Source organism: Acinetobacter harbinensis (assembly GCF_000816495.1).
GTDB classification, from domain to species: Bacteria; Pseudomonadota; Gammaproteobacteria; order Pseudomonadales; family Moraxellaceae; genus Acinetobacter; species Acinetobacter harbinensis.
On record NZ_JXBK01000001.1, the window covers coordinates 1,594,781 to 1,619,347 of the forward strand.

The 24,567-nt window shown below is 39.1% G+C and carries 17 protein-coding genes and 1 pseudogene; 13 read left to right on the forward strand and 5 right to left on the reverse strand.

From position 1 onward, the window contains the following. Positions 1-384 precede the first annotated feature (384 nt). Together SE27_RS07490 and SE27_RS07495 are read right to left on the reverse strand one after the other, a co-directional pair. On the reverse strand, positions 385-939 hold the full coding sequence (locus tag SE27_RS07490; protein WP_039622224.1) for a thermonuclease family protein: 555 nt from the start codon (positions 937-939) through the stop codon (positions 385-387). A gap of 215 nt (positions 940-1,154) precedes the next feature. Continuing rightward, positions 1,155-2,072 carry a LysR family transcriptional regulator gene (locus tag SE27_RS07495; RefSeq protein ID WP_039622226.1) on the reverse strand — a complete coding sequence of 306 codons (918 nt, stop codon included), beginning with the start codon at positions 2,070-2,072 and terminating at the stop codon, positions 1,155-1,157. A gap of 92 nt (positions 2,073-2,164) precedes the next feature. Between SE27_RS07495 and SE27_RS07500 the strand changes: the two genes are divergently transcribed. From SE27_RS07500 to SE27_RS07535, 8 genes and pseudogenes are all read left to right on the forward strand, one after another. Beyond that, complete coding sequence (locus SE27_RS07500; protein WP_039622228.1) at positions 2,165-3,403, forward strand: acyl-CoA dehydrogenase family protein; 1,239 nt, start codon at positions 2,165-2,167, stop codon at positions 3,401-3,403. 125 nt (positions 3,404-3,528) lie between these two features. Further along, positions 3,529-4,656: a phosphotransferase family protein gene (locus SE27_RS07505; RefSeq protein ID WP_039622230.1), complete on the forward strand. Its 1,128-nt coding sequence runs from the start codon at positions 3,529-3,531 to the stop codon at positions 4,654-4,656. Next, positions 4,653-5,351: a histidine phosphatase family protein gene (locus SE27_RS07510; RefSeq protein ID WP_039622231.1), complete on the forward strand. Its 699-nt coding sequence runs from the start codon at positions 4,653-4,655 to the stop codon at positions 5,349-5,351. Before SE27_RS07505 ends, SE27_RS07510 begins: the two co-directional genes overlap by 4 nt. 26 nt (positions 5,352-5,377) lie before the next feature. Continuing rightward, a complete protein-coding gene (locus tag SE27_RS07515) occupies positions 5,378-6,127 on the forward strand; it encodes an SDR family oxidoreductase (protein WP_039622234.1) in 750 nt (249 codons plus the stop codon). A gap of 252 nt (positions 6,128-6,379) precedes the next feature. After that, a complete protein-coding gene (locus tag SE27_RS07520) occupies positions 6,380-7,795 on the forward strand; it encodes a cryptochrome/photolyase family protein (RefSeq protein WP_039623874.1) in 1,416 nt (471 codons plus the stop codon). Positions 7,796-7,992: 197 nt separating this feature from the next. After that, a complete protein-coding gene (locus SE27_RS07525) occupies positions 7,993-8,493 on the forward strand; it encodes a Dps family protein (RefSeq protein WP_039622236.1) in 501 nt (166 codons plus the stop codon). 369 nt (positions 8,494-8,862) lie between these two features. Further along, positions 8,863-10,563: an NAD-dependent malic enzyme gene (locus tag SE27_RS07530; RefSeq protein WP_039622237.1), complete on the forward strand. Its 1,701-nt coding sequence runs from the start codon at positions 8,863-8,865 to the stop codon at positions 10,561-10,563. Positions 10,564-10,881: 318 nt separating this feature from the next. Continuing rightward, positions 10,882-12,428: pseudogene (locus SE27_RS07535) on the forward strand (sensor domain-containing diguanylate cyclase). 130 nt (positions 12,429-12,558) lie between these two features. Here the strand turns inward: SE27_RS07535 and SE27_RS07540 are convergent. Next, a complete protein-coding gene (locus SE27_RS07540) occupies positions 12,559-15,129 on the reverse strand; it encodes a bifunctional diguanylate cyclase/phosphodiesterase (RefSeq protein ID WP_039622239.1) in 2,571 nt (856 codons plus the stop codon). 556 nt (positions 15,130-15,685) lie between these two features. On the opposite strand from SE27_RS07540, the gene SE27_RS07545 reads away from it, so the two are divergent. Both SE27_RS07545 and SE27_RS07550 read left to right on the forward strand, forming a co-directional pair. Further along, positions 15,686-16,396: an SGNH/GDSL hydrolase family protein gene (locus tag SE27_RS07545; RefSeq protein ID WP_039622242.1), complete on the forward strand. Its 711-nt coding sequence runs from the start codon at positions 15,686-15,688 to the stop codon at positions 16,394-16,396. A 30-nt stretch (positions 16,397-16,426) separates the two neighbouring features. Further along, positions 16,427-17,020, forward strand: a complete 594-nt coding sequence (locus SE27_RS07550) for a uracil-DNA glycosylase family protein (RefSeq protein WP_039622244.1) — start codon at positions 16,427-16,429, stop codon at positions 17,018-17,020. A gap of 302 nt (positions 17,021-17,322) precedes the next feature. Here SE27_RS07550 and SE27_RS07555 read toward each other — a convergent pair whose 3' ends face one another. After that, positions 17,323-18,876: a phospholipase D family protein gene (locus SE27_RS07555; RefSeq protein WP_039622246.1), complete on the reverse strand. Its 1,554-nt coding sequence runs from the start codon at positions 18,874-18,876 to the stop codon at positions 17,323-17,325. Positions 18,877-18,996: 120 nt separating this feature from the next. Here SE27_RS07555 and SE27_RS07560 point away from each other — a divergent pair, with 120 nt between their 5' ends. The 3 genes from SE27_RS07560 to SE27_RS07570 all read left to right on the forward strand — a co-directional run bounded on the left by SE27_RS07560 (position 18,997) and on the right by SE27_RS07570 (position 23,265). After that, the gene (locus tag SE27_RS07560) at positions 18,997-20,106 is read left to right on the forward strand and encodes an S-(hydroxymethyl)glutathione dehydrogenase/class III alcohol dehydrogenase (protein ID WP_039622249.1); all 1,110 of its coding nucleotides are present in this window, start codon (positions 18,997-18,999) and stop codon (positions 20,104-20,106) included. Between the two features lie 600 nt (positions 20,107-20,706). Further along, the gene (locus SE27_RS07565; RefSeq protein WP_039622251.1) at positions 20,707-21,768 is read left to right on the forward strand and encodes a 3-deoxy-7-phosphoheptulonate synthase; all 1,062 of its coding nucleotides are present in this window, start codon (positions 20,707-20,709) and stop codon (positions 21,766-21,768) included. A 303-nt stretch (positions 21,769-22,071) separates the two neighbouring features. Further along, positions 22,072-23,265, forward strand: coding sequence for a PilT/PilU family type 4a pilus ATPase (locus tag SE27_RS07570; RefSeq protein WP_039622252.1), 1,194 nt, complete (start codon positions 22,072-22,074; stop codon positions 23,263-23,265). A 109-nt stretch (positions 23,266-23,374) separates the two neighbouring features. Here SE27_RS07570 and SE27_RS07575 read toward each other — a convergent pair whose 3' ends face one another. Then, positions 23,375-24,553 (reverse strand): MFS transporter, encoded by a 1,179-nt coding sequence (locus SE27_RS07575; protein WP_039622254.1) that lies wholly within the window; start codon positions 24,551-24,553, stop codon positions 23,375-23,377. Between the last annotated feature and the right edge of the window lie 14 nt (positions 24,554-24,567).

Sequence of the window (24,567 nt, forward strand, 5' to 3'; positions counted from 1 at the left end):
GGAGGTTTTTTTGCTTTGGCCTTGGTGGCAGGGGCATTTAGACTTTTAATCCAATTGGCTTATGTCTAATTATTCCTGAGATATTTAAAAATGGTCTACTTTAGGTAGACCATTTTTTATCTCATATAATTTTATGATGTTGATTAAGATAAGCTATGAATTGGCTTTTGAGTCATATATCCAACATAAAATAGCCTAAGCAATCTTTCTCCTGTAGAGCGTACAATCGAGCTATTGATTAAATAAGCATTCGCTAAATCAACTTGGGAAATACCGCTTTATAATCAAAATGTCCAAACTGAATAGGGCAGTTATCGTTTATGAAATATTGATAAAAAAATCCAAAAAAGATTTTTTATATGAGCTTAAAACAGCACAAAGGACTCATTTCCCTTGTTTGCGATAAACGCTTGGCCGTACAGGATGGCTACTTTTCCACAGACCTTTTTTCTGCTTTTTGGCTTTATTTTGCAGTTGCAGCCAGTGTTCTCGGTGTTTTTTATCTTTAATATAATCTTCATACACCCAAGCAGCACCGTGCTTCACTAATTCTTTATTTACATTCTTATAGATACGATAAATCACACCAACATGGCGCCCATAACGATCTGTATCGGTAATTTGGATACGCACAATTTTTTGATATACCATTTTTTGTACGATTTTTTGGCTTTCACGGCCATAAGTCTGAGAAGATTCAGGTGCGTCAATATAAGCAAAGCGGATTTTGGTTTGCGAGCGCCTAAAATTAAGACGATAACAGGTGAGAGTATCGCCATCGCTAACCGCAATCACTTTACACCAATACGTTTGCCCTTTTTTGAATGGTTTAAACAGTTGGGTCAGTAACGTATTTATCTTACGAAAAATAAAGACCAAGACAAGACATAACAGCATGCCAAAAACAATAAGCCAAACAGGGGAGATATTTTCAAACATAGGCAAAAATTTACAGAATTGAAGCTAAAGACTTAAGCTAAATTCAGCAATAAACAACAAAAAAATGGTCTTTAGTTTAATTGAAATAATAAAAATAACAGATCAATAAACAATCAAATAACACCAAACAGAGCATTTATATCATCATTTGTTTTTATCCCGATACAGAGTCATTCACTAATAGCCTAAGCAATATAAAACCAATAGAAAATAGCCTAAGCAAAAATTTTAAATATTTCGCTTCGCAAAAATTGATGCCTTAAATTTAATTCAAGATCTTTATGCCAATACATACCCATATTTATATAAGGCAGATCAACAGGCACATCAAAAATATTCAAATTTTGAGCCAATCGTAAATGAGCCAATATATTTTTAGGAATGGTAAGAATTAACTGCGGTTCTTGCGTCAAAATCTGTAAGGCGGTTGAATAATGCTGACATCGAAGAAAAATCTGACGGGAAAACTGTTGTCGATTTAAATAAATGTCTTCAACCAAAACGCCAGTTCGCCGTGATGAAACGCCAATATGAGGTGATGCCAAATAAATAGCTTCATCCATCATTTTTTGCTGAGTACATACTACAAATTGATCTTGCGCTAATTTATTAAATTGAATTTTTTCTCCTAAATTTTGTTCTAAATCAATAACAAAATCAATTTGCTGTGTGGCTAAGTCAGTAATAATCATCTTACGATCCAGTTTAATACTGGAAAACTGAATGATTAAGTTAAGTTTCTGAAAATGCTCAACTAATTTAGGAAAAATAATCGGTTCAATCTCATCATGTACGGCTACTTTAAGCGTTTGTATACTGTTGGGATCAAAACTTTGTTTCTGCATAGAAATACTTTGAATCAAAATTAAAGCATTTTTAATCACCGGATAAATCTGCTCAGCGAATGGCGTAGCCAGCATTTGATTACTCACACGAACAAATAAATCATCTTTTAAATGCTGTCTTAAGCGTTGTAGTGCATGACTGGCAGCAGACTGCGTAATACATAAAATTTTAGCCGCTTTTGAAATGCTTCTTTGCTCATAAATCGCAATGAAAAGAGGGTATAAATTAATATCAATACGATGAAAAATGGCCATATCAATCATGGTTTTATTATGTACAGTATTCATAGTGCAATATGGAATTAAATCATTTTATTCATAATAGTTTTTAGGCTAATGTGTTGTAAAGAGCCGTAATGATAATATTTTAAGGAAAAACGATGTTTAATTTATCTGTACGCGCGCAAGATTTTATACAGCGTACCCAAACTTTTATAAAAAATGAAATTGAGCCAATCGAAACTGAGTTTTGGAATGAGGTTCACACACTAAATCAGGGCGGTGACTGGACCAAATGGCAATGGCCAACGCAAATAGAAGAATTGAAAAACAAAGCCAAACAAGCTGGTCTTTGGAATATGTTTCTACCCGATCCTGTTTTGGGCCAAGGACTGACTGTTCAAGAATATGCCCATATTGCCGAGTTAACCGGTCGTAGTTTAATTGCTCCAACTGTTTTTAACTGTAATGCACCTGACAGTGGCAACATGGAGTTATTATGGCGCTACGGAAGTGAAGCCCAAAAACAACACTGGTTAATGCCCCTTTTAGAGGGAACAATTCGCTCAGTTTTTTGTATGACTGAACCGGCTGTGGCCTCCAGTGATGCAACCAATATGCAAGCCACGGCAGTCATTGAAAAAGATGAAATTGTATTAAATGGCCGAAAATGGTGGTCATCGGGTTTAGGTGATCCAAATGCCAAAATCATTATTTTTATGGCGCATACACCAGATGAAACCAAAGACCGCCATCATCAACATTCAATGGTTTTGGTACCCGTAGATACGTTGGGTGTCAAAATAGAACGCATGTTACCTGTATTTGGTGATTATGACGCACCACATGGCCACGGCGAGGTGAGCTTTAATAATGTTCGTGTACCTATAGCTAACTTTATTGGCGGAGCAGGACAAGGCTTTGAAATTGCGCAAGGTCGTTTAGGGCCGGGGCGTATTCATCACTGTATGCGTTGTATTGGTGCCGCAGAAAAGTCCTTAGAGCTAATGATTGACCGCGGCATGAGTCGTAGTGCTTTTGGTAAAGAGCTACTAAAGCTCGGTGGTAATTTAGAGCGTGTAGCCGAAGCACGTGTGGCAATTGATCAGGCACGTTTACTCACTCTTTATACCGCTTATAAAATGGATACTTTAGGCACAATGTCGGCATTAACCGAAATCTCTGCCATTAAAGTGGTTGCCCCCAGTGTTTTGGAAAAAGTGGTGGATATGGCCATTCAAATTCACGGCGGAGAAGGTATGTCGCGTGATACACCTTTAACTGCATTCTTTGCCCAAGCGCGTAGTTTGCGTTTAGCCGATGGGCCAGATGAAGTGCATAAAGGCATGATTGCAAAGCTAGAATTGGCAAAACGTGGCTATAGCACACGTCGTAAATAAGATTAAAAACCAAATGATGTACAGACCTCTTGAATCTTTATTTAAATTTTACTGTTTATGCGGAATTAAACAGGTATAAATAAAGAGAGAGGTCTTTTTAAAATTAAAAATGTAGGAAAATAACCATGTCTGTCCTTGATGTCGCTGGAAATGTCCGTACAGGCGAAGAACTTAATATCATTGCTGTAGAAAATTGGCTCAAAGCACAAGGGGTTGAACTGCAAGGCAAAGCAGAAGTGACCCAATATTCAGGTGGCGCATCCAATTGGACCTATCGATTAAAATATGACAATGCAGATTTAATCTTGCGTCGTCCGCCTCAGGGAACCAAAGCCAAATCTGCGCATGACATGGCGCGTGAGTATAATGTGCAGAAAAATTTGGCGCCTTTTTATCCCGTACTGCCAGAAATGGTGGCACTGTGTCAGGATGAATCGGTCATTGGCTGTGACTTTTATGTCATGAAGCGTATTGAAGGTATTATTCCACGCGCCAAGTTGCCGCCAGAATTGCAACTGACTGAAAGCAAAGTGCGTGAGCTGTGTGTCAATGTCATTGATAAATTAATCGAATTACATCAAGTTCCATATCAAGGCACGGAACTGGAAAAACTGGGTAAAGGTGAGGGTTATTGTCGTCGTCAAGTTGAAGGTTGGGACAAGCGCTATGAAAAAGCTCGTACTCTTAATGTTCCTTCATTTAAATGGGTCCGTAAATGGCTATTGGCCAATATACCCGCTGACTCAAATAGTTGTGTTATTCACAATGATTGGCGCTTTGATAATGTCATTTTAGATCCGCATCATCCAACCGAAGTAATTGGCGTACTGGATTGGGAAATGGCCACCATCGGTGATCCACTGATGGATCTCGGCTCTGCTTTGGCCTATTGGGTGGAAGAGACCGATAATCGTATATTTAAAGCCACACGTCGTCAACCGACACATTTAAAAGGCATGTTTACCCGCCAACAAGTGGTCGATTACTACTTAGAAAAAATGAACATACAAACAGACAATTGGACCTTCTACGAAGTATTTGGAATTTTCCGTTTAGCCGTTATTGCGCAACAAATCTATTATCGCTACTACCATAAACAAACCAATAATCCAGCATTTAAAGATTTTTGGATCGTGATTCATGCCTTACATGTACGTGCTTTAAAATTGATTGCACAACAGAAAATTGAAAGCAATCAGACTGCACAAAAATATATCTCGAAAGTGCATTACATTATAGGAAAAGAAAAATGACCACCATTTATCTGATTCGTCACGGACAAGCTTCGTTTGGTGCAAAAAGTTATGATCAACTCTCACCCAATGGAGAGTTGCAAGCAAAATTACTTGGGCAATATTTTAATCGAATTTTAAAAGAAGAGCCGTATGTTGTGACCGGTTCAATGCAGCGCCATCAACAAACGGCACATTTGGCTGTGGCAGAGTGTTTTCCTGAAGCCAATATCATTACAGATTCAGCTTGGAATGAATTCAATCATCAACAGGTTTTTGCTCAATATGAACCGCGTTTTAATGAACCACATTTATTAAAACAAGAAGTAGAAAATCAAGCCGATCCACGCGCACATTTGGCCAAAATTTTTGAAAGTGCCATTGGCCGTTGGACAGACGGCGACTTTCACTATGAATATGATGAGTCTTGGCCTGATTTTAAAAATCGCGTCGAAACGGCATTACAGAATTTATGTGATGAATTGGCAAAAACCAAACCACGTTATGCAGTGGTATTTACCTCTGGTGGGGTTATTTCTGTCGCAGCAGGAAAATTACTTGAGCTGAATGCCAATCGCACTTTTGCACTGAACTGGGCTATTTGTAATGCCAGTATCACCACTTTACGTTTGGTGGGCAATGAGCCGCAATTATTAAGTTTAAACGAGCACCATTTTATTAAAGCTGAAGATCCACAATTACTGACTTGGATTTGACGGTAAAACAGCAAAAGGAATAGAACATGGCAAAGGCAAAAACAATTTTAATTACCGGTGCAAGTTCAGGTATTGGCGCAGGTATGGCACGTGAATTTGCACAAAAAGGCTATAGCTTGGCAATTTGCGCACGGCGTTTAGAGCGCCTTGAAGCGTTAAAGCAAGAACTTGAAAGTCAATATGGCGTTAAAGTGATTGCCAAAACCTTAGACGTAACCGATTACGATCAAGTTTTTGAAGTCTTTAAAGCTTTTCAAGCAGACTTTGGCACCATTGACCGTATTATTGTGAATGCTGGCGTAGGTGAAGGGCGTCGTATTGGTAAAGGCAACTTTGCTATTAATAAAGCCACAGTAGAAACCAATTTTATTTCAGCCTTGGCGCAATGTGAGGCGGCAGTTGAAATTTTCCGTGCACAAAAATTTGGTCATCTGGTGATGATTTCATCAATGAGTGCCATGCGCGGCATGCCTAAACATTTAACCGCTTACGGTGCAAGTAAAGCGGGTGTGGCGCATTTAGCAGAAGGTATTCGTGCTGAATTAATGGATACACCGATTAAAGTGACCACAATTTTCCCTGGTTATATCCGTACTGAACTCAATGAAGGCGCTAAAAAGCTCCCTTTTGAAGTTGATGAAAAAACTGGTTCACATTTACTGGTTAAAGCCATTGAAAAAGAACCGGTTAAAGCTTATGTGCCACAATGGCCTTGGTTACCGTTAGGTTTAGCCATGAAAGTTCTGCCATTAAAATGGGTCAATAAGTTAGGTTAATATCTGCTTAAAAATTTTCAATAAAAAAGACTCATCCGTGGGTCTTTTTTTATGGCTAAAGTTTGGGTTATAAAATCTATAAAAAGGAGAGTTCTGATGCTATGACGCTGTATTTTTACTTTCACCAAGCAATTAAACTTAAGATTAAGCTGTTTATTTTATACAGCTAAATGTATTCACTGACCCTTCTTTTCTGCTGCAAGATTGCCTAAGATAGAATATCAATAAGCTTTTTAAGATCTGCTGATGGCTGTGCAACTCATTTGGTTTCGACAAGATTTACGTATTCAAGATCACAGCGCACTTTGGCATGCGGCCCAAGCCGGCGCTTGTGTGGCTTTTGTGGCCATCTCACCTCAGCAGTGGGCTTTACATGATGATGCTGAAATTAAACTGAACTTTTATTTAAGACAATTGCTGGAGCTAAAGCAACAATTACAGCAGCTCAATATTCCTCTTATTGTCCGTGAAATCGCCTTATGGAAAGATATTGCGCCGGTCATTCTAGACGTGAGCAAAGCACTGAATATTGATAGTATTCATGCCAATATTGATTTAGGGGTAAATGAATTAGCGCGCGATCAACAGGTTCAACAGTTGTTAGAGAAAAATCATAAATCTTTTGAGTTGTATCACGATCGTACTTTATTTCCAGTCGGCAGTATTCGTAACAAAAGCAATCAGCCGTATCAAGTGTTTAGTGCATTTAAGAAAACTTGCTATACACAGCTCAGTATAAGTTTACCGCAGTGTTATCCTGAAATTGAAGCGCAAACAAAACTTGAACCACATGCATTGTTTGATGAGTCTATTGCCAATTTAAAAGATCTTTATAACGTCTCTGAAGAATTACAAGCACGCTGGCCGGTGGGTGAGCAGTATGCTTTAAATCTGTTAGATGAATTTATGCAACATCAAGTGGAGCATTACGAAAAAGAAAGAGATTTTCCCAATTTAGCCGGAACCAGTCAGTTGTCAGCATATTTGACTCTAGGCATCATTTCTATTCGCCAATGTCTACAAGTTTTATTTCGCCCACAGCAAGGCCATTTTCATATCGCACAATTGGGTCAGCAAACGTGGCTAGATGAATTATTATGGCGCGAATTTTATCAACATACTTTATTTGATTTTCCAAAGGTCTCTAAACATTTACCTTTTAAAGAGAATACCCAAAAAATTCAGTGGCGAGATGCACCGAAGGATTTAATTGCATGGCAACAAGGACAAACCGGTATTCCGATTGTAGATGCCGGTATGCGCCAGTTAAGCAGCACGGGTTGGATGCATAATCGGGTGCGTATGGTCACGGCCATGTTCCTGAGTAAAAATCTATTGATTGATTGGCGACTGGGCGAGCAATGGTTTATGCAGCAGCTGATTGATGGTGATCTAGCGGCCAATAATGGTGGCTGGCAGTGGTGCGCCTCGACCGGAATGGATGCGGTGCCATATTTTCGAATCTTTAATCCGATTAGTCAGTCACAACGCTTTGATGCCGCAGGTGATTATATCCGGCAATGGCTGCCAGAATTGGCACATTTAGATGCCAAGACCATTCATGAGCCGTATGCTAAAAATCCAAATCTAAAATTAGATTATCCTCAGCCGATAGTTGATTTAAAGCAGAGTCGGCTTCGAGCGTTACAGGCCTTTAAAGAAATTTAAACAGATCAAAGGCAATTTAAAAGTAAGATTCAAGTCGGCAAGAGCATCAAAAAATGTCTCATTTTAAATGGGTTGAAATACTTATTTACAGTTGAAATAACAATGCATAAGTATTAAGTATATGAATTGCAAAGAGACGGCAAAAATGAATTTTAACGTAGTAGGATGTAGCTAGATCTTAATCAGGAGTGGTCACAATGGGAAAAACAAATAAGGAATCAAAAGTGATGGATATCGATATTGGCATTTCTAAAGAAGACCGCGCTAAAATTGTTCATGGTCTTTCACGTTTGTTAGCGGATAGCTACACGTTATATTTAATGACACACAACTTTCACTGGAATGTCACCGGTCCACAGTTCAATAGCTTACACACCATGTTTATGACGCAATACACTGAACAGTGGAATGCCTTAGATATCATTGCTGAACGAATTCGTGCCTTGGGCTTTCCTGCACCGGGTACTTATAAAGAATTTGTTTCACTGACCGCGATTAAAGAAGTCGATGGCGTGCCTAAAGCGCAAGAAATGGTTAAATTATTGGTGGGTGCGCACGAAACTGTCGCGCGTACTGCACGTGAGATTTTCCCGATGGTGGAAAAGGCCAACGATCAACCGACTGCAGATATGTTGACTCAACGACTTGATGTGCATGAAAAGACGGCGTGGATGTTAAGAAGTAGTTTAGAAGAATAAAAAGCCCAAATCATCTCCCAATTTCTGTCGGAATATTGGGAGATGATTTTTTTTGGCTGTATTTTTGATGATAAAAAATTTAGCTTGATGCTCAGCCACTAAAATTCGTTCAATTTAAAGCGTCAAAAATTGGCGTGATTATGTTCAATTCTTCATTTTAAGTCTGCTTATTCAGATATTGCGTATTTATTACGCAATATTGCAGTGATTTACCACTTGCTATCATTTTTTATTCAGCCATGAAATCAGCTGCGTATCGCTATCAAGCTTATAAATGTCCAATGCTGGCCAAATAGCGGTAAGCTAGTGCTGACTGAAATAGGATTCATTCAAATAATCCCTTTGCTAAACATTAAAATGAGACTGGAAATGACAACTGAGAACTTGGTTCAAAAGAAACCTTTATATATTCCTTATGCCGGCAATACTCTTTTAGAACTCCCGTTGTTAAACAAAGGCTCGGCATTTTCCGAACAAGAACGCAGCCAATTTAATTTGCACGGTCTGATTCCACATGTAACAGAAACCATTGAAGAACAAAGCCATCGTTCTTATCAGCAATATTCTGCGTTTAACAGTGCCATTAATCAGCATATCTATTTACGTAATATTCAAGACACCAATGAGACTTTGTTTTACCACCTGCTTGAAAATCATTTAAGCGAAATGATGCCGATTATTTATACCCCAACGGTGGGTGAGGCCTGTCAGCGTTTTTCTGATATTTATCGTCGTCATCGTGGTATTTTTATCTCTTATCCTGATCGCGCGCATATCGATGATATTTTGCGTAATGTAAATAAAAAGAACGTTAAAGTGATTGTAATTACCGACGGCGAACGCATCTTAGGTTTAGGTGATCAAGGGATTGGCGGTATGGGTATTCCCATTGGAAAGCTGTCGCTGTATACCGCTTGTGGCGGCATTAGTCCGGCTTATACCTTACCCATTTCATTAGATGTGGGCACCAATAATCAACAACTGTTAAATGATCCGCTTTATTTGGGTTGGAATCAGCCGCGCATCAGTGGGGATGAATATTACCAATTTGTCGATGAAGTCATTGACGCGATTCAGCATCGCTGGCCAAAAGCGTTAATTCAATTTGAAGATTTTGCACAAAAAAATGCCATGCCTTTATTGAATAAGTATCGCGATAAAATTTGTTGCTTTAATGATGATATTCAAGGCACAGCAGCAGTATCGGTCGGTAGTTTAATTGCAGCATCGCATGCTGTAGGTAAACATCTTAAAGATCAAACCGTGGCTTTCTTAGGTGCTGGGTCTGCCGGCTGTGGGATTGCAGAGCAGATTGTGGCGCAGATGGTCACAGAAGGATTAACCGATGCACAGGCACGCAAACGTGTGTATATGGTCGATCGTTTTGGTCTAATCACTGAAAATCAGCCTAATTTACTCGACTTCCAGCGTAAGTTAGCGCAAGTCCCTGAAGACGTTGCGCATTGGGCCAATCCAGAAGACATGATTTCCTTATTGGATGTGGTGCGCAATGCAAAACCGACAGTCTTGATTGGCGTATCGGGTCAAGCAGGATTGTTTACTGAAGAAATTATCAAGACCTTAGCGGCCAATTGTGAACGTCCAATTGTGTTGCCATTGTCTAATCCGACTTCACAAGTGGAAGCTGTACCGGCAGATATTGTGCAATGGACGGACGGTCGTGCCTTGATTGCCACCGGTAGCCCATTTGCACCAGTCAACTACAACGGTAAAATTTACAATATTTCGCAGTGTAATAACTCATATATTTTTCCAGGGATTGGTTTGGGGGTGCTGGCGTGTGGTGCAACACGTATAACCGACAGTATGCTAATTGCCTCAAGCAATACTTTGGCCAGTTGCTCACCACTGTTACAAAATCCGGAAGCCGATTTACTGCCTGATCTGAATGAAATTCAATACGTGTCTAAAATTATTGCTTTTCAAGTGGCGAAAGCGGCGATGGAAGCGGGCGTTGCACCGGTCATTAGTGATGCGCTGCTTACCCAATCCATTGAAGCTAATTTTTGGAAACCAACTTATCGTGATTATAAACGTGTGACCTTTTAATTAACTGAATCTGAACCATTTAGCCGAGCTATTATTTAGCTCGGTTTTTTATGACGATTAAAACAAGATAAAGAACAAAGCTTCAGGGTAAATCAGTTGCATGAATTCTTAAGGAATTTGGCTGATCATTGAAAATAAAAAGAGAATAAACACCTGTTTATATCAGCTTAAAAATGATTCAATCGCTTAAATATCGAGCATGTTGCAGGAGATTACAAAAAAATGCAGCAGATGAATCTTGTTATCTCTGAATTAGTTATACTAATTCACTAACATGTTATAAAGTGTAAACGCCGTCATGATTCTCTGGGATCGCTTTTGAAACAAATTCTTCTGGCACTTAAATTAAATCTGCGTAAGTTGATTCTGATCTCGACCATTTTGAGTGTTTCGGGTTTATTTGTCGTATCTGTATTTATTCTGAATTATATTATTAAAGAGCAGTTGATTCAGAATTCACTGGCCGTGAATGAAAAATATGCTGCAAAAGTAGCCACCAGTGCCAACAATCAATTTGGCGATATGCTTAAAGAATTAAACTATAGTGCAACGTTACTCGGACACAATTTTTCTGATCAGCGCTTGGTTGATGCAGAAGTGAAGCGACTGAAAAACCAATCTGACAAATTTAATAGCGTATTGGTGATTGATGATAAAAATCGACTCATTGATTTTAAACCTGAGCAACTTAATCTTCGTAAAGATTCCATCTATAAAACGGTGGGTATTGTTGAAGCATTAAAGCAAAAAAAAACCTATATATCTTCTCCTTTTTGGTCTATTAAACATCACCTTATTGTGATGATTTCACAACCAATTTACGATATTGATCAACACTATTTGGGTCTCATCAGCGGTTCAATCTATTTACAGCAAAAAAACCTAATCAATGAAATGTTATCCACTGAATATGATTTTAAAAAAAGTTATATGTACGTGATTGATCAGAATAATCGCATTATTTTTCATCCCGATACCCAAAGAATTGGTGAGAAAATCAGCCATAATAATGGTGTTACATATATGATGCAGCAAAATGCTGGGCAAATTAAACTGATCAATAGCCAAGGCGTGAAAAATTTAGCGGGTTTTGCACAAATACCGAGTGTCGGATGGATTGTGGTGTCTCAACAGCCAACGGAAGAATTACTTAAACAAGCCAATACCATTATTTTAAAAGTAGCGGTGGGTATGTTTATCTTTTACTTCTTTATTTTCTTTATCGTTTGGAGACTGTCGCGCTTTATTTCTGCACCGCTCAATAGCTTAGCGAAAATGGCCAGTATGCTGAATCAGCCTGATATCCAAGAAAAAATCACACAAATTGATCCGTGGTATTTTGAAGTCACAAAATTTAGAACTTCTTTGTTATTAAGCTCTAAAGCCTTTAGCGATAAAATTACCGAATTACATTATCACGTTAATACTGATCCCTTGACCGGTTTATATAACCGGCGCGGAATGCAGCTTCTGTTAAAAGAGTTGATCAACCTCAAAAGAGATTTTACCGTTCTGTCGATTGACATCGATTTTTTTAAGAAAGTGAATGATAACTTTGGTCATGATCAAGGCGATAAAGTATTAAAAAAGATAATTTTAGAGAGCACGATGTTTGTTGTCGGGTCGGCGGTGAAGAATTTATTGTGTTAATGACCACTTCAGAGCTTGAGATTGCACAGCGTGCGGCTGAGCGCTTAAGAAAAGCCATGGAAAGCACTCATATTAATAGCATGCCGCCAGTAACCATCTCTATAGGAATGGCATTTTGGCCTAAAGACTCAAGTGACGTAAATGAGGTGTTTAAAAAAGCCGATAAGAAGCTCTATCAAGCAAAAAACTCAGGTCGTAACTGTGTTCATTATTAATACGCAAAAACTGGCTAAAATATAAAAATCGCGGTCAAAATTCAATCCGGATGCTTTCTTAAAAGTTACACATAGCCAATGTTGAACACTATTTTTAACTTTTAGCTACTTTAGCTTGCAGCATAAAAATTTATAACAATAATCCGACTTGTTCATAGTTTAATTTAAGCTGATCCAGCGACGCCGGTCGAGCAAAATAGTAGCCTTGAAAATAATCACACTTATATTCTCTTAAAAATTGTGCTTGTGCTTGTGTTTCGATACCTTCTGCGACCACCTGTAAACCCAGTTTATGCGCCATAAAAATAATTGCGGATACAATTGCCGCATCTTTTTCATTTCCGGGCAAATGTTCAATAAAGCCACGATCCAGTTTAATCTCGTCAATCGGCAACGTGCGTAAATAACTCAAACTCGAATAACCGGTACCAAAGTCATCTACTGATACGCGTACACCCAACTTACGGATGGCTTCTAAAATCTCTAAAGAACGATCCACACCGGCCACCAGCATGGTTTCTGTGACTTCAATTTTTAATAATTCTGGAGCCAGATGAGTATCTGCCAGTGTTTGTTGAAGATCGAGTAAAAAGTCGACACGTCTAAACTGTAAAGGCGATAGATTTACTGCCACGGTTAACGCTGCGCTGTATTGCTGATTCCATGCCACAATATCTTGGCATACTTGGCGTAATACCCACTGACCAATGGCCACTACTTGACCGGTTCTTTCGGCAAAAGGAATAAAATCGACAGGGGAAACCAAGCCGCGCTGTGGATGTTGCCAGCGAATTAAGGCTTCTACACTTTTTAATTGGCCACTATTTGAATCGATAATCGGTTGATAGACCAATCTAAATTGTTCTTCTTCTAGGGCAACCATTAATTCATGCCGCATAGAGACATAGTCAATTTTAGGCGTATGTGTGGAGCTAAAGGCGTACCACTGCCAAGTATTGCCCCCTTGTTTTTTGGCTTCGCCCATGGCGTGTATGGCATGGTGCAACAGCTGTTTGGATTTTTCCACCTGTGGATCATCATCGGCAATGCCCACACTGGCACTGATATGAATTTTATGTTCTTTGATGTTAAAAGGAGCCGATAAACTTTTTAAAATTCTATCTGCAATTGTCACAAATTCTTTTAAATCATCTTGCTGTGTAAACATAATCGCAAATTCATCACCTGAAAAATGCGAGATTACGCCTTGGTTTTCTACCGCTTTAGAGATACGTTTTGCCACAGCAATCAGTAACTGATCGCCAATCACATGGCCTAAACTTTGATTTAAAGGTTGAAAATCATCCAGATCGACATACATCACAATCAACGATTGCTGGCTGGTGTGTTTTTTATTAAAAGCAATTTCCAATACATCTTCAAAGGCACGATGATTAATCAAGCCTGTGAGATTGTTATGGGTTTGCTGATGCGCGATATATTCTGTATTGGCGCGGTGTTGGGTGATATCTTGTTGAATACCAAAGAAGTGTTTGCAGCGCTGCTTTTCATCGAATACGGGCCCAATGATCATTTTATTCCAGAACCAACTGCCATCTTTACGATAATTTTTAAGCGTCACTTTAATTTCTTGCTGCTGCTGAATGGCCATCCGTATTTGATTCAGTGTGTTCGGATCTGTTTCTGGCCCTTGTAGCATTCGACAATTTTTTCCAATCACTTCTTCTTTGCTATATCCCGTTAAAATTTCAAACGCTGGATTAACGTACTCAATGGCTTGATCTTCGTTTGCACTGGTCAGCACAATGCCATGTGGATTGGCATCGACACTGCGTTTCAGCAAATGTAGATTTTCTTCAGTTTGACGGCGCTCAGAAATATCGCGTGCGATACCAAACACGCCAACCGTTTCTTGCGCTTGTTTAATCGGTAAATAAGTCAAATCGAGCCAGTAGCCTTTTTTTAAATGACTTTCTGCTTGCACTTCTATGTGCTGACTTTTACCTTGCGTGGCTTGCTCGAAAGCAGTTTGTGCAACATCTTGATATTCAGGACAAATAAATTTTGAAAAATGTAAACCAATCAACTGCTCAGCATTAAGTTCAGTAATCTCTTTCGAGGCTAAATTCACCGCGCTAATAATACCGTTTAGATCGTGTTCAAAAATGGCATCAGGGTGATGAATGAAAAAGGATTGATATTTATCATTGATGGCCAATCGTTGCTGGCGTTCTTCATTTAAATCCATACTTAATGCCAGCAGTGAAGCCGCATGACGCAGTAATTTAATATGGTTTTCTGTCGGGCATTTAGACGTTCGATAATAAGTGCCAAAAGTGCCGTAAAATTTTCCTTTGGCATTAATAATTGGGGTAGACCAACAGGCGTTTAAGTTTTCCTCTTGAACCAATTTTCTTAAGGATACCCAATTACTATCGGTACTCAGGTTCTCACAAATCACTAATTTTTTGTAAAAAGCAGCAGCACCACATGCACCAACGCTAGGGCCTATTTTAAGATTACTAATGGCTTGCTTATAACGATGCGAAAAATGCTGTGTACCATCGATCAAATTTAAAGTTTGGTCAGCTTCTGAATACAGCATGATCGACACCATGGCATCTGGTACTCGAGCTTCTAACCACAGACTAACCGTATGAAAAATCACGCTTAAATCAGCATGCTGTCCAATTAAATTGAAAATAGCTTGCGTATCTAAATTACTCATTTTTCGATTCATATAGCACCCGATCCTTGAGGTGTCTTGCTTATATTTGATAGATCCACAAACCGTTTCTCTAAACTCGATATTGATGATTAACACTGCCTAAACACTATAACAAAGTGTTATGAACACCACAGCAGACAATCTGTAAGCGTTAACAGGGCTACAATAGCATTATTTTTAGCGTTCTAAATAGAACATTTCAGTTTTGTTTAATCTTTTAAGAGACCTCGCATAAAACCAACCATAAGTATGAGCAAAGTGCCGAGATGCCTTGCTGTGTCCCGTCTTCAAAGTAATAGACCCATGCAGTTTTTTAATAAAATAAGGTCTATTTATGGCTTATTTATGTTAATAAAGTGTAAGTGTGAAACAAAAATAGAGGAGTTTTATACAGTGATTAATCACAAGAATATTTAAAGGTTTTGAGCCTTAAAGCCACAGCAAATAGCATCATCGTGGCCAATCTTTAAATATCCATTTCAATCGCAAACAAGATCAATTTTAGTCAATGCTTATCCGTCAATAAGACCGTATATTAAGGACAATCTTTTGATGACTTTAAGCCATTATGTTTTTAAAAATATCGACATTGGTTCTGATTCCAGCGCTAATTATTCAAGGTCATCAGGTTAAAAAAAATATACTGCGTCTTGCAGAACCAGACGGTAGTCGTGAAGGTGTCGTCGGCGCAGGTAAGGCATTGTCTGTGCTTATTTTGGGTGATTCAGCCGCTGCGGGTGTTGGCGTTAAAATGCAGGAGCAGGCTTTGCTCGGCTCGGTGCTTCGTGAATTAATGACTGACTATGAAGTTTATTATAAGCTTGAAGCCAAAACAGGGCATACCAGTATGGATGTTATCGGTTGTGTTAACAGCATGTTGCCTCAACATTTCGACGTGATTATTACCTCTGTGGGGGTGAATGATATTACCAAACTGACCTCACCCAAAAACTGGATCAGTAAGCAGAAGCAACTCTATGCTCAGATTAATCAAAAATTTACCCCACACTTAATTGTCGCCACAGGCGTACCTCCCATGCATATGTTTCCTGCCTTGCCTAATCCATTGGCGTGGCTATTTGGACAATATGCCCAAGCAATGAATCAAGCACTCGCGCTGTTTGTTGAGCAGCAAAACAACATGCAGTGGATTGAATATGATCTTAATAAATTTCATCGCTTGAATCTGAGTATGGCTGAAGATGGATTTCATCCAAGTAATGAAATTTATACACTTTGGGGTAAACAAGTGACAGATAAAATTCAGCAAATGTTTTAGATTAACCTGAAAGCGAATAAAGGGGTGGTTATGAGCACTGAGTTAGAGATAGAAACACATCCATTTGAACCGTTTTTACCTACAAATGCTAAATTATTGATGTTGGGAAGTTTTCCACCACCTAAAACACGTTGGCGCATGAATTTTTACTATCCAAATTATCAAAATGATATGTGGCGAATTTTTGGTTTAGTTTTTTTTGAAAATAAAGACTATTTTTTAGATGTAGCCAATAAAAACTTTAAGCTGGAACTGCTGCGTGATTTTTTGATGCACAAAGGCATTGCTATTTTTGATAGCGCGCATCGTGCCATTCGCTTAAAAGGCAATGCCTCAGATAAGTTTTTACAGGTGGAGGAAGCAATTAATATAGAAGCACTGCTAGCTCGTATTCCTCACTGTCATAGCGTGATGACCACGGGCGATAAAGCCACTGACACCTTAATGTTGGCACTGCCACAAGATACTGAAAAACCGCAAATAGGAGTGTCTTCCAGTACTTATTTTGCTGATCGTGCTCTGACGCTATACCGTATGCCTTCATCTTCACGTGCCTATCCTTTAGCTGTGGAGAAAAAAGCAGTGTTCTATCGGACCATGTTTGAAGATGCGGGGTTGCTGTAAGGTTTTACACTGCATTACTGCAGATTAGACAGAATAAAGAGCCGCTGCTTGATATTTGATATGCCTTAGAGCGCATTTTAAGTGTCTATAAAAGATAAAAAATCAAACAGCAGCTGAAGCTGAAGAATGAACAAGACTCTATGCTTAAGTTTATCAGGCACACTCTATTCTAAACACTGCAAACGCTATCTTAAATAAATGACCCAGTAGAGTCAGTCCTGTGAATAGACTTTTTTTGAATCGCTTAATCAAAAAAATTGAATTAAACTGAGTAATAAATTGAAAATGTCATTCCTTTGTCATTACATCATCCATTCAATCGGTAAATATGACACTGCTTTCATGGTGAAACGCTGAAATTTGGTGGTTTCAGGATCATGTGAGTATTCTATGCTTGAGCCATCTTTTTGATGATCTAACCAAATCACTTCACCTTTAGAGTTGAGTTTCAGCTCATAGGCAATTCGCGGTAAATAATGATCCAGTGAGGTGGTAATCTGCTTTTGTAAGGCATCTGATTCAACCACCAGTCCAACTTCTGTATTTAAATTGGCTGATCGTGGATCAAAATTAAATGAACCAATAAACACCATTTGGTCAACATCAAAAAATTTAGCATGTAAGCTAGAAGTGTTTTTACCTTTGGCAGGGATGACATTACCCGTAACCACTTCATACCACGTGCGTTTGCTGCGCTCGATATAAGGCTTAAATTCATATAGCTTTACGCCACTTTTTAGCAAATCAGGTCGATATTTACTGTAGAAAGCATGTACCAACGGCACGTCATTGGCTAAGAATGAATTGGTCAGCACACGAACTTGAATATCCTTTTTCACTAAACCGGCTAAATAGTCTGTCCCTTTACGTGTCGGTACAAAATAAGCAGAAACCAACTCAAGGTGGTCTTTGGGTTGCCCCATAATGTTGCTCATTTGCCGATAAATCAGTTGTTCCTTGCTGGCAGTGCCACGAATTTTATTGGGTGAATCTGCCACAAAATGGGCTTTTGCCCAATTAATAGGACGATCTTTTAAATGTTGGCTAATTTCTTTTGCTGCAAGTTCAATACGTTTTCTTAACTGATCTTGTTGTAAGGCGGTCAGTTCGTAATGTTGACGCAGTTTAGACAGTTGTTCTGCACTGCCTTCACCCAATAATTGTGTGGCGGAATAACTTAAATCATCATTCCAAAAGTCATCAAAGACGGTATTGGCATGCTGTACTGCTGTGCCATAAAACAGGATATCCATATCGGTAAATTGAAAGTTTTCGCTTGCCTCGAAGTATTCACGGCTAATATTACGCCCGCCTGTAACGGCAATTGCGCCATCGGCCACAATCAATTTGTTGTGCATGCGGTGATTGACGCTTTTGAGTCGAAATACATAATCGATCACCCGAAGCTTTCTAAATTTATACGGATTAAATAATTTAATTTCAAAGTTAGGATGGTTGGCCAATTGTTTTAAAGTGGCATCAAGCTTGGTGCCATTTTGATCATCAATTAGTAAGCGAACTTTAACGCCACGATCAGCGGCTTTTAACAGCTCAGCCAACATTAGATGGCCAATCGAGTCATCTTCCCAAATATAGTATTGTAAATCTAGATTGTGCTGGGCTTGACTGATTAAATAAAGTCGGGAGGCGATGCTCATAAAGGCATCATCCAAACTGACATATGTGGTTAAGCCTTGTGAAATCTGAGTATCCACGTTTGAACCGTTTAACCAATGCTGAGCATGGACTGCAATGGACGCTTGTTTTTTGGACTGATTCATAGGCAAGTTACATCCTGTTAGGGTGATGACTGCCAATGAAAGCAAGACAGCTTGTGTGGGGTGTCTAATCTGCATGATTATTGTGTAGTCATAAGGTTATAAATAGAGATTACATTCATATTAAAGCTTGAATCTCTTAATAAAAAGCAGTTACTGTAGCTCATCTGTTAAAGAATTAAACGAAGGATGAGCATTATGAAATCACGTGCTGCGGTTGCATTTGGCCCAGGTCAACCCCTACAGATTGTGGAACTAGATGTTGCTCCACCTCAAGCGGGTGAAGTACTGATTAAAATTACTCATACAGGTGTTTGTCATACCGATGCATTTACCTTATCCGGCGATGATCCTGAGGGTGTTTTTCCTGCGGTATTGGGACATGAAGGTGCAGGAATTGTGGTTGAAGTGGGTGAAGGTGTCACCAGTGTGAAAGCAGGTGATCATGTAATTCCACTATATACCGCAGAATGTGGCGAGTGTTTATTTTGCAAATCAGATAAAACCAATTTATGTACCGCTGTTCGTGCCACACAAGGCAAAGGTTTAATGCCAGATGGTACAACGCGTTTTTCTTACCAAGGTCAGCCAATTTATCATTACATGGGATGTTCAACCTTTAGCGAATATACCGTCGTGGCTGAAGTATCTTTGGCAAAAATCAATCCCGAGGCCAATCCTGAACAGGTCTGTTTACTCGGTTGTGGCGTGACCACAGGAATTGGGGCCGTACACAATACCGCTAAAGTTCAAGCTGGCGATTCTGTTGCTGTCTTTGGTTTAGGCGGGATTGGGCTTGCCGTAGTACAAGGAGCACGTCAAGCCAAAGCCGGTCGTATTATTGTGATTGATATGAATCCAGATAAATTTGCCTTGGCAAAAGAGTTTGGCGCAACTGATTTTTTAAACCCGAAAGATTACGATAAACCAATTCAAGATGTCATTGTTGAAATGACGGGTTGGGGCGTAGACCATTCTTTTGAATGTATTGGTAACGTCAATGTGATGCGCTCGGCTCTTGAATGTGCGCATCGTGGTTGGGGGCAGTCGGTGATTATTGGTGTGGCCGGTGCAGGTAAAGAAATTTCAACCCGTCCATTTCAATTGGTTACCGGACGGACATGGAAAGGTTCTGCTTTTGGCGGAGTAAAAGGGCGTTCTCAGTTGCCGGCTATGGTCGAAGATGCGATGAAAGGCGACATTCAACTGGCACCTTTTGTCACACATACCATGGGGCTTGAGCAAATTAATGAGGCCTTTGATTTAATGCATGAAGGCAAATCTATTCGTACCGTGATTCATTTTTAAACTCTTTTGTTAAATCAAATAAAAAAACGGGCTATAAGCCCGTTTTTTTATTCTTTATGACGTGTGTAGCACAGGATAAACAGCGACTGCTGACTAAAAAGTGCTATGTATTTGCATTGCTGAGCTGCAAGTGATCAGTTAAATATAGTCTCTATCACAGCGTTTTAAAGAAAATTTTATCATTAAAAAAGGAGCTTAGGCCCTAATATTTTAGTTTATGCTCTTGTCAAACTCAGCAATACAGCGTATTTTACTTTTTAGACACATAGCTTTTTTGAAGAATTAAAGATGTCAAAACATTCCCTAATTTTAAATACACCTTATTACTTTTGGCAATTTAGATAGTTGCCTGAACGCGTTCGGGCAAGCAAATCATTGCCCACCCAGTTAATACCTGATCAGGGCAACCCTTGATCAGGTTTTTTTTAGTTTATTTTTTATATTTTTTGGAGCAACCTCATGAAAACATCTAATTACTCATATTTTAGCGCAACTTATTGGTTTTATTTTAATCAAATGACAGCAACTCATTTGCAATCCATTAGACCCATAACGCTCAAATAAAAGATTGGACTGAAAAAAAGTCCATGAGGAAAGATCATGAATGCTTTAACTTCTGCTGTAAATAACATGCCAAATAGTCAAAAAGAACTTACGCTTACTTTGCCCCACCAATTAAAAGCACAATTTCCATTATCCCATAAACTGGCACAGCAAATTGCTGAACAACGCCAAACCATTGAAGATATCTTAGACGGTACAGATCCGCGTTTAATGGTGATTGTGGGGCCTTGCTCAATTCATGATCCGATAGCCGTACTTGAATATGCACAAAAATTACAACAACTGCAAAATCAAGTGGCCGATCAAATTTTTCTGGTCATGCGCGCTTATATTGAAAAACCACGCACTACAATTGGCTGGAAAGGCTTCTTATATGATCCTGATTTAGATGGATCCGCTCATATTCAATTGGGTTTAGAAAAATCGCGTGATTTATATTTAAAACTAATTGCTTTAGGTTTACCGATTGCATCGGAAATTTTAAATCCGATGGTCACCGCATATTTTGATGATTTATTGGCTTGGGGCGCAATTGGCGCACGAACCAGCGAATCACAAATTCATCGTGAAATATCCAGTCATATGCCTTATAGCTTAGGGTTTAAAAATGGCACGGATGGTTCTATTCAAATTGCATTAGATGCCATTAAGTCGGCCACTCATGCACATCAATTTATAGGGATGGGGCAATCGGGTTTACCGTGTATTTTAGAATCAACAGGCAATCGCAAAGCTCATCTGATTTTACGGGGTGCAAATGAAGGTTCAAATTATCAAGCAGCTGAAATTGAAAAAATCAAAGCCAAAAACCCAGCAGAATTACCTGCATTGGTGATTGATTGCAGTCATGGCAATAGTGATAAAAAACCCTTATTACAGATAGATGTTTTACGCACTATTGTAGCAGAACGTACACAAACCCAAGTACGTGGAGTGATGTTAGAAAGCCATTTAGTCGATGGTCAACAAAAAATCTCAACCAATATGCACTATGGACAATCCGTTACCGATGGCTGTTTAGGCTGGAGCAAAACTGCTCAGCTTTTATTGGAAACCGCAGATACTTTACGTCTTGGCACAGTAAAACGCCGCGCTTAATGAGCAAATATTGGCACTATTCTTTTTCTAGCTCACCTAATTTGTCATAGTGTGACAAATTGGGTGAGCTGTTTTGAGTAGCATAAAAGGTCATGTATTAAAATTTACTGTGAAATTTATTGATGTGCTAGGCAATTTTTCACTATTGTTTTAACCACTTAAAGCTAACTTATTTGAGTCGTATCGGTTCTTTAGGCACAATATTCAGCAGCAATATTCACGAAACTATTATTGACTCTATGTTTGATTTTGGCATGGGTTGGTTGTGTTGCGTGCTTAAGATTATTTAAAATGAGAACAGATATGCATAGTGCGGAATTACTGGAAGAAGCGCGTAAAATAATATTTCATATGCTCAGTAAAGTGGTGGAATATGGCGGATCAGACTTATTTATTTCAGCTGATTTTCCACCCAGTATTAAACATCAAGGTTTAATGAAACCGATTGGGCAACAAGCGCTCACGGCACATAAAACCAAATTATTTGCCTACAGTTTAATGAATGAAAGCCAACGTCAAGAATTTGAAAAAGAACTTGAATGTAATTTCGCAATTAGCGTACCCAATGTGTCACGTTTTCGGATTAATGTCTTTCAACAACAACTACAAGTGGGCATGGTCATCCGCAGTATTACCGCGGAAATTCCGAATTTTGCGCAGCTACAATTACCTGAATCGCTCAAAGAGGTGATGATGACCAAACGTGGTTTGGTTTTAGTGGTGGGTGCAACGGGTTCAGGTAAATCCACCTCTTTGGCAGCCATGATTGATCATCGCAATGAAAACTCAGCGGGGCATATTATTACCGTTGAAGATCCAGTTGAATTTGTGCATAAACATAAAAAATCTATGGTGACACATCGAGAAGTTGGTGTGGATAGTCACTCATGGCACAATGCTTTAAAAAATACTTTACGCCAAGCACCTGATGTCATTTTAATTGGTGAAATCCGCGATACAGAAACCATGGAACACGCGATTGCCTTTGCCGAAACTGGACATTTATGTTTAGGCACGCTGCACGCCAACAATGCCAATCAAGCGCTTGATCGTATTATTAACTTTTTCCCTGAAGAGCGTCGCAATCAATTATTGATGGATTTATCTTCGAATATGAAAGCGATTATTTCGCAGCGTTTAGTGCGCACCAGCGATGGTAAAGGCCGTAGAGCAGCCATTGAGATTCTACTCAATACGCCGTTAATTGCCGATAATATTCTAAAAGGGAAGTTCCACGAAATTAAAGAAGTGATGAAAAAATCTCGTGAATTGGGCATGCAAACCTTTGATCAGGCTTTATTTGATTTATACAGTGAAGGCGCAATTAAGTATGAAGAGGCCTTGCGTAATGCCGACTCAATGAATGAATTACGCCTGCAGATTAAATTACACAGCCCTCAATCAGACCAGCCTGCAACCACACCTTCCTCTTTGAGCATGCTAGAAGACAGCAAAGCCAATGAAGATGAAACCAAGCCACAGCCTGAAGCCTCTTAATTAAATTGCGCCAGTAATCGGTGGTGGTTAAAAATGCGCTTAAGTCTTATAAACTTAAGCGCATTTTTAACTTTTATACTGCTTAATTTTAGCTCATCTATAGCTTAAGTTAAGCATTTTGGGGCTGTGCCACATACAGTCTGTAAAACAAGAGACTTAGTGCGGCAATGAACGCACATAACAAATAAGCAAAGCTGTAGCTGTACTGCGTAATCACGATGCCCAATAAAATAGAGCCAATGGCGATCCCTAAGTCATAACAGGTAAAGAAGGTGGAGGTGGCATGTCCGATTCGTTCTTTAGGAGCACGTTGAATAGACAACGTTTGTAAACAAGGCTGAGCCGAACCAAAACCCATACCCACAAATACCGCTGCCACCATTAAACCGACGGCAGAATCGACTTGGCTTAAAATAATCAATCCAATACAGAACATGGCAATGGCTGGATAAATCACATAACTGGCACCTAAACGATCATAAATTTTTCCGGTAAACGGGCGTAGGCTCATCATTGAAACCGCAAAAACAATAAAGAATAGACTGGCATACGCCAATAAATTTTTTGAAGCGGCAAAAGTAGAAATAAACGACATAATACTGGCATAACAAAAAGAGATAATCATGCCCATCAGAGAAACGGGTAAGGCTTTTTTCTCAACAAAATCTTGGATCGATAAACGGCGTTTTCCTTGCGATATAGCGGGTTTGATATCAGCTTGAACTGGAATCATAAAGCAAAAAATAAAACCCAAACAGACAATAGCAGCCAAAATAGCGGCAACCATCGGATAGGACAAGGGCTGAATTAGACTCAGGCCAAGCAAAGGGCCAAGCACAATGCCTAAATTAATCGACATGACAAAATAGCCCATGCCTTCACCTCGACGCTGTGCCGGAATGAAGTCATTGACAATCGGTACTGCCACTGTGGTTAAAATACTGAACCAAATGCCATGTAAGAAACGAATCCATAAAAGCGCTGTTAAATTATCAGCAAATAAATAAGCAATCGAGAACAAACAAAATAAGGCTTCAGAGACATACAGGGTTTTTTTACGCCCAAATTTTTCAATAATCAAACCACTAAAGGGACGCACGGCAATGGAGGAGGCCATAAATAGAGTCATGGCTAGGCCGGCTTGCGTTAAGGTACCGTTTAATTCATTTAAAATATAAATCGGCAAAATCGTAATTTGCGCAAAATAAAATACAAATAAAAAAAGATTATTGGTCAGGCATAGAATAAAAGCTTTATTCCAAAGCTGCTGCGTATTCTCTAAAGACATAATGAACCTAAATC

Bases quoted from the DNA above. Each gene is read 5' to 3' on its own strand.
- SE27_RS07490 (WP_039622224.1), bottom strand. From the start codon at position 939: ATGTTTGAAAATATCTCCCCTGTTTGGCTTATTGTTTTTGGCATGCTG.
- SE27_RS07495 (WP_039622226.1), bottom strand. From the start codon at position 2,072: ATGAATACTGTACATAATAAAACCATGATTGATATGGCCATTTTTCAT.
- SE27_RS07500 (WP_039622228.1), top strand. From the start codon at position 2,165: ATGTTTAATTTATCTGTACGCGCGCAAGATTTTATACAGCGTACCCAA.
- SE27_RS07505 (WP_039622230.1), top strand. From the start codon at position 3,529: ATGTCTGTCCTTGATGTCGCTGGAAATGTCCGTACAGGCGAAGAACTT.
- SE27_RS07510 (WP_039622231.1), top strand. From the start codon at position 4,653: ATGACCACCATTTATCTGATTCGTCACGGACAAGCTTCGTTTGGTGCA.
- SE27_RS07515 (WP_039622234.1), top strand. From the start codon at position 5,378: ATGGCAAAGGCAAAAACAATTTTAATTACCGGTGCAAGTTCAGGTATT.
- SE27_RS07525 (WP_039622236.1), top strand. From the start codon at position 7,993: ATGGGAAAAACAAATAAGGAATCAAAAGTGATGGATATCGATATTGGC.
- SE27_RS07530 (WP_039622237.1), top strand. From the start codon at position 8,863: ATGACAACTGAGAACTTGGTTCAAAAGAAACCTTTATATATTCCTTAT.
- SE27_RS07540 (WP_039622239.1), bottom strand. From the start codon at position 15,129: ATGAATCGAAAAATGAGTAATTTAGATACGCAAGCTATTTTCAATTTA.
- SE27_RS07545 (WP_039622242.1), top strand. From the start codon at position 15,686: ATGTTTTTAAAAATATCGACATTGGTTCTGATTCCAGCGCTAATTATT.
- SE27_RS07550 (WP_039622244.1), top strand. From the start codon at position 16,427: ATGAGCACTGAGTTAGAGATAGAAACACATCCATTTGAACCGTTTTTA.
- SE27_RS07555 (WP_039622246.1), bottom strand. From the start codon at position 18,876: ATGCAGATTAGACACCCCACACAAGCTGTCTTGCTTTCATTGGCAGTC.
- SE27_RS07560 (WP_039622249.1), top strand. From the start codon at position 18,997: ATGAAATCACGTGCTGCGGTTGCATTTGGCCCAGGTCAACCCCTACAG.
- SE27_RS07565 (WP_039622251.1), top strand. From the start codon at position 20,707: ATGAATGCTTTAACTTCTGCTGTAAATAACATGCCAAATAGTCAAAAA.
- SE27_RS07570 (WP_039622252.1), top strand. From the start codon at position 22,072: ATGCATAGTGCGGAATTACTGGAAGAAGCGCGTAAAATAATATTTCAT.
- SE27_RS07575 (WP_039622254.1), bottom strand. From the start codon at position 24,553: ATGTCTTTAGAGAATACGCAGCAGCTTTGGAATAAAGCTTTTATTCTA.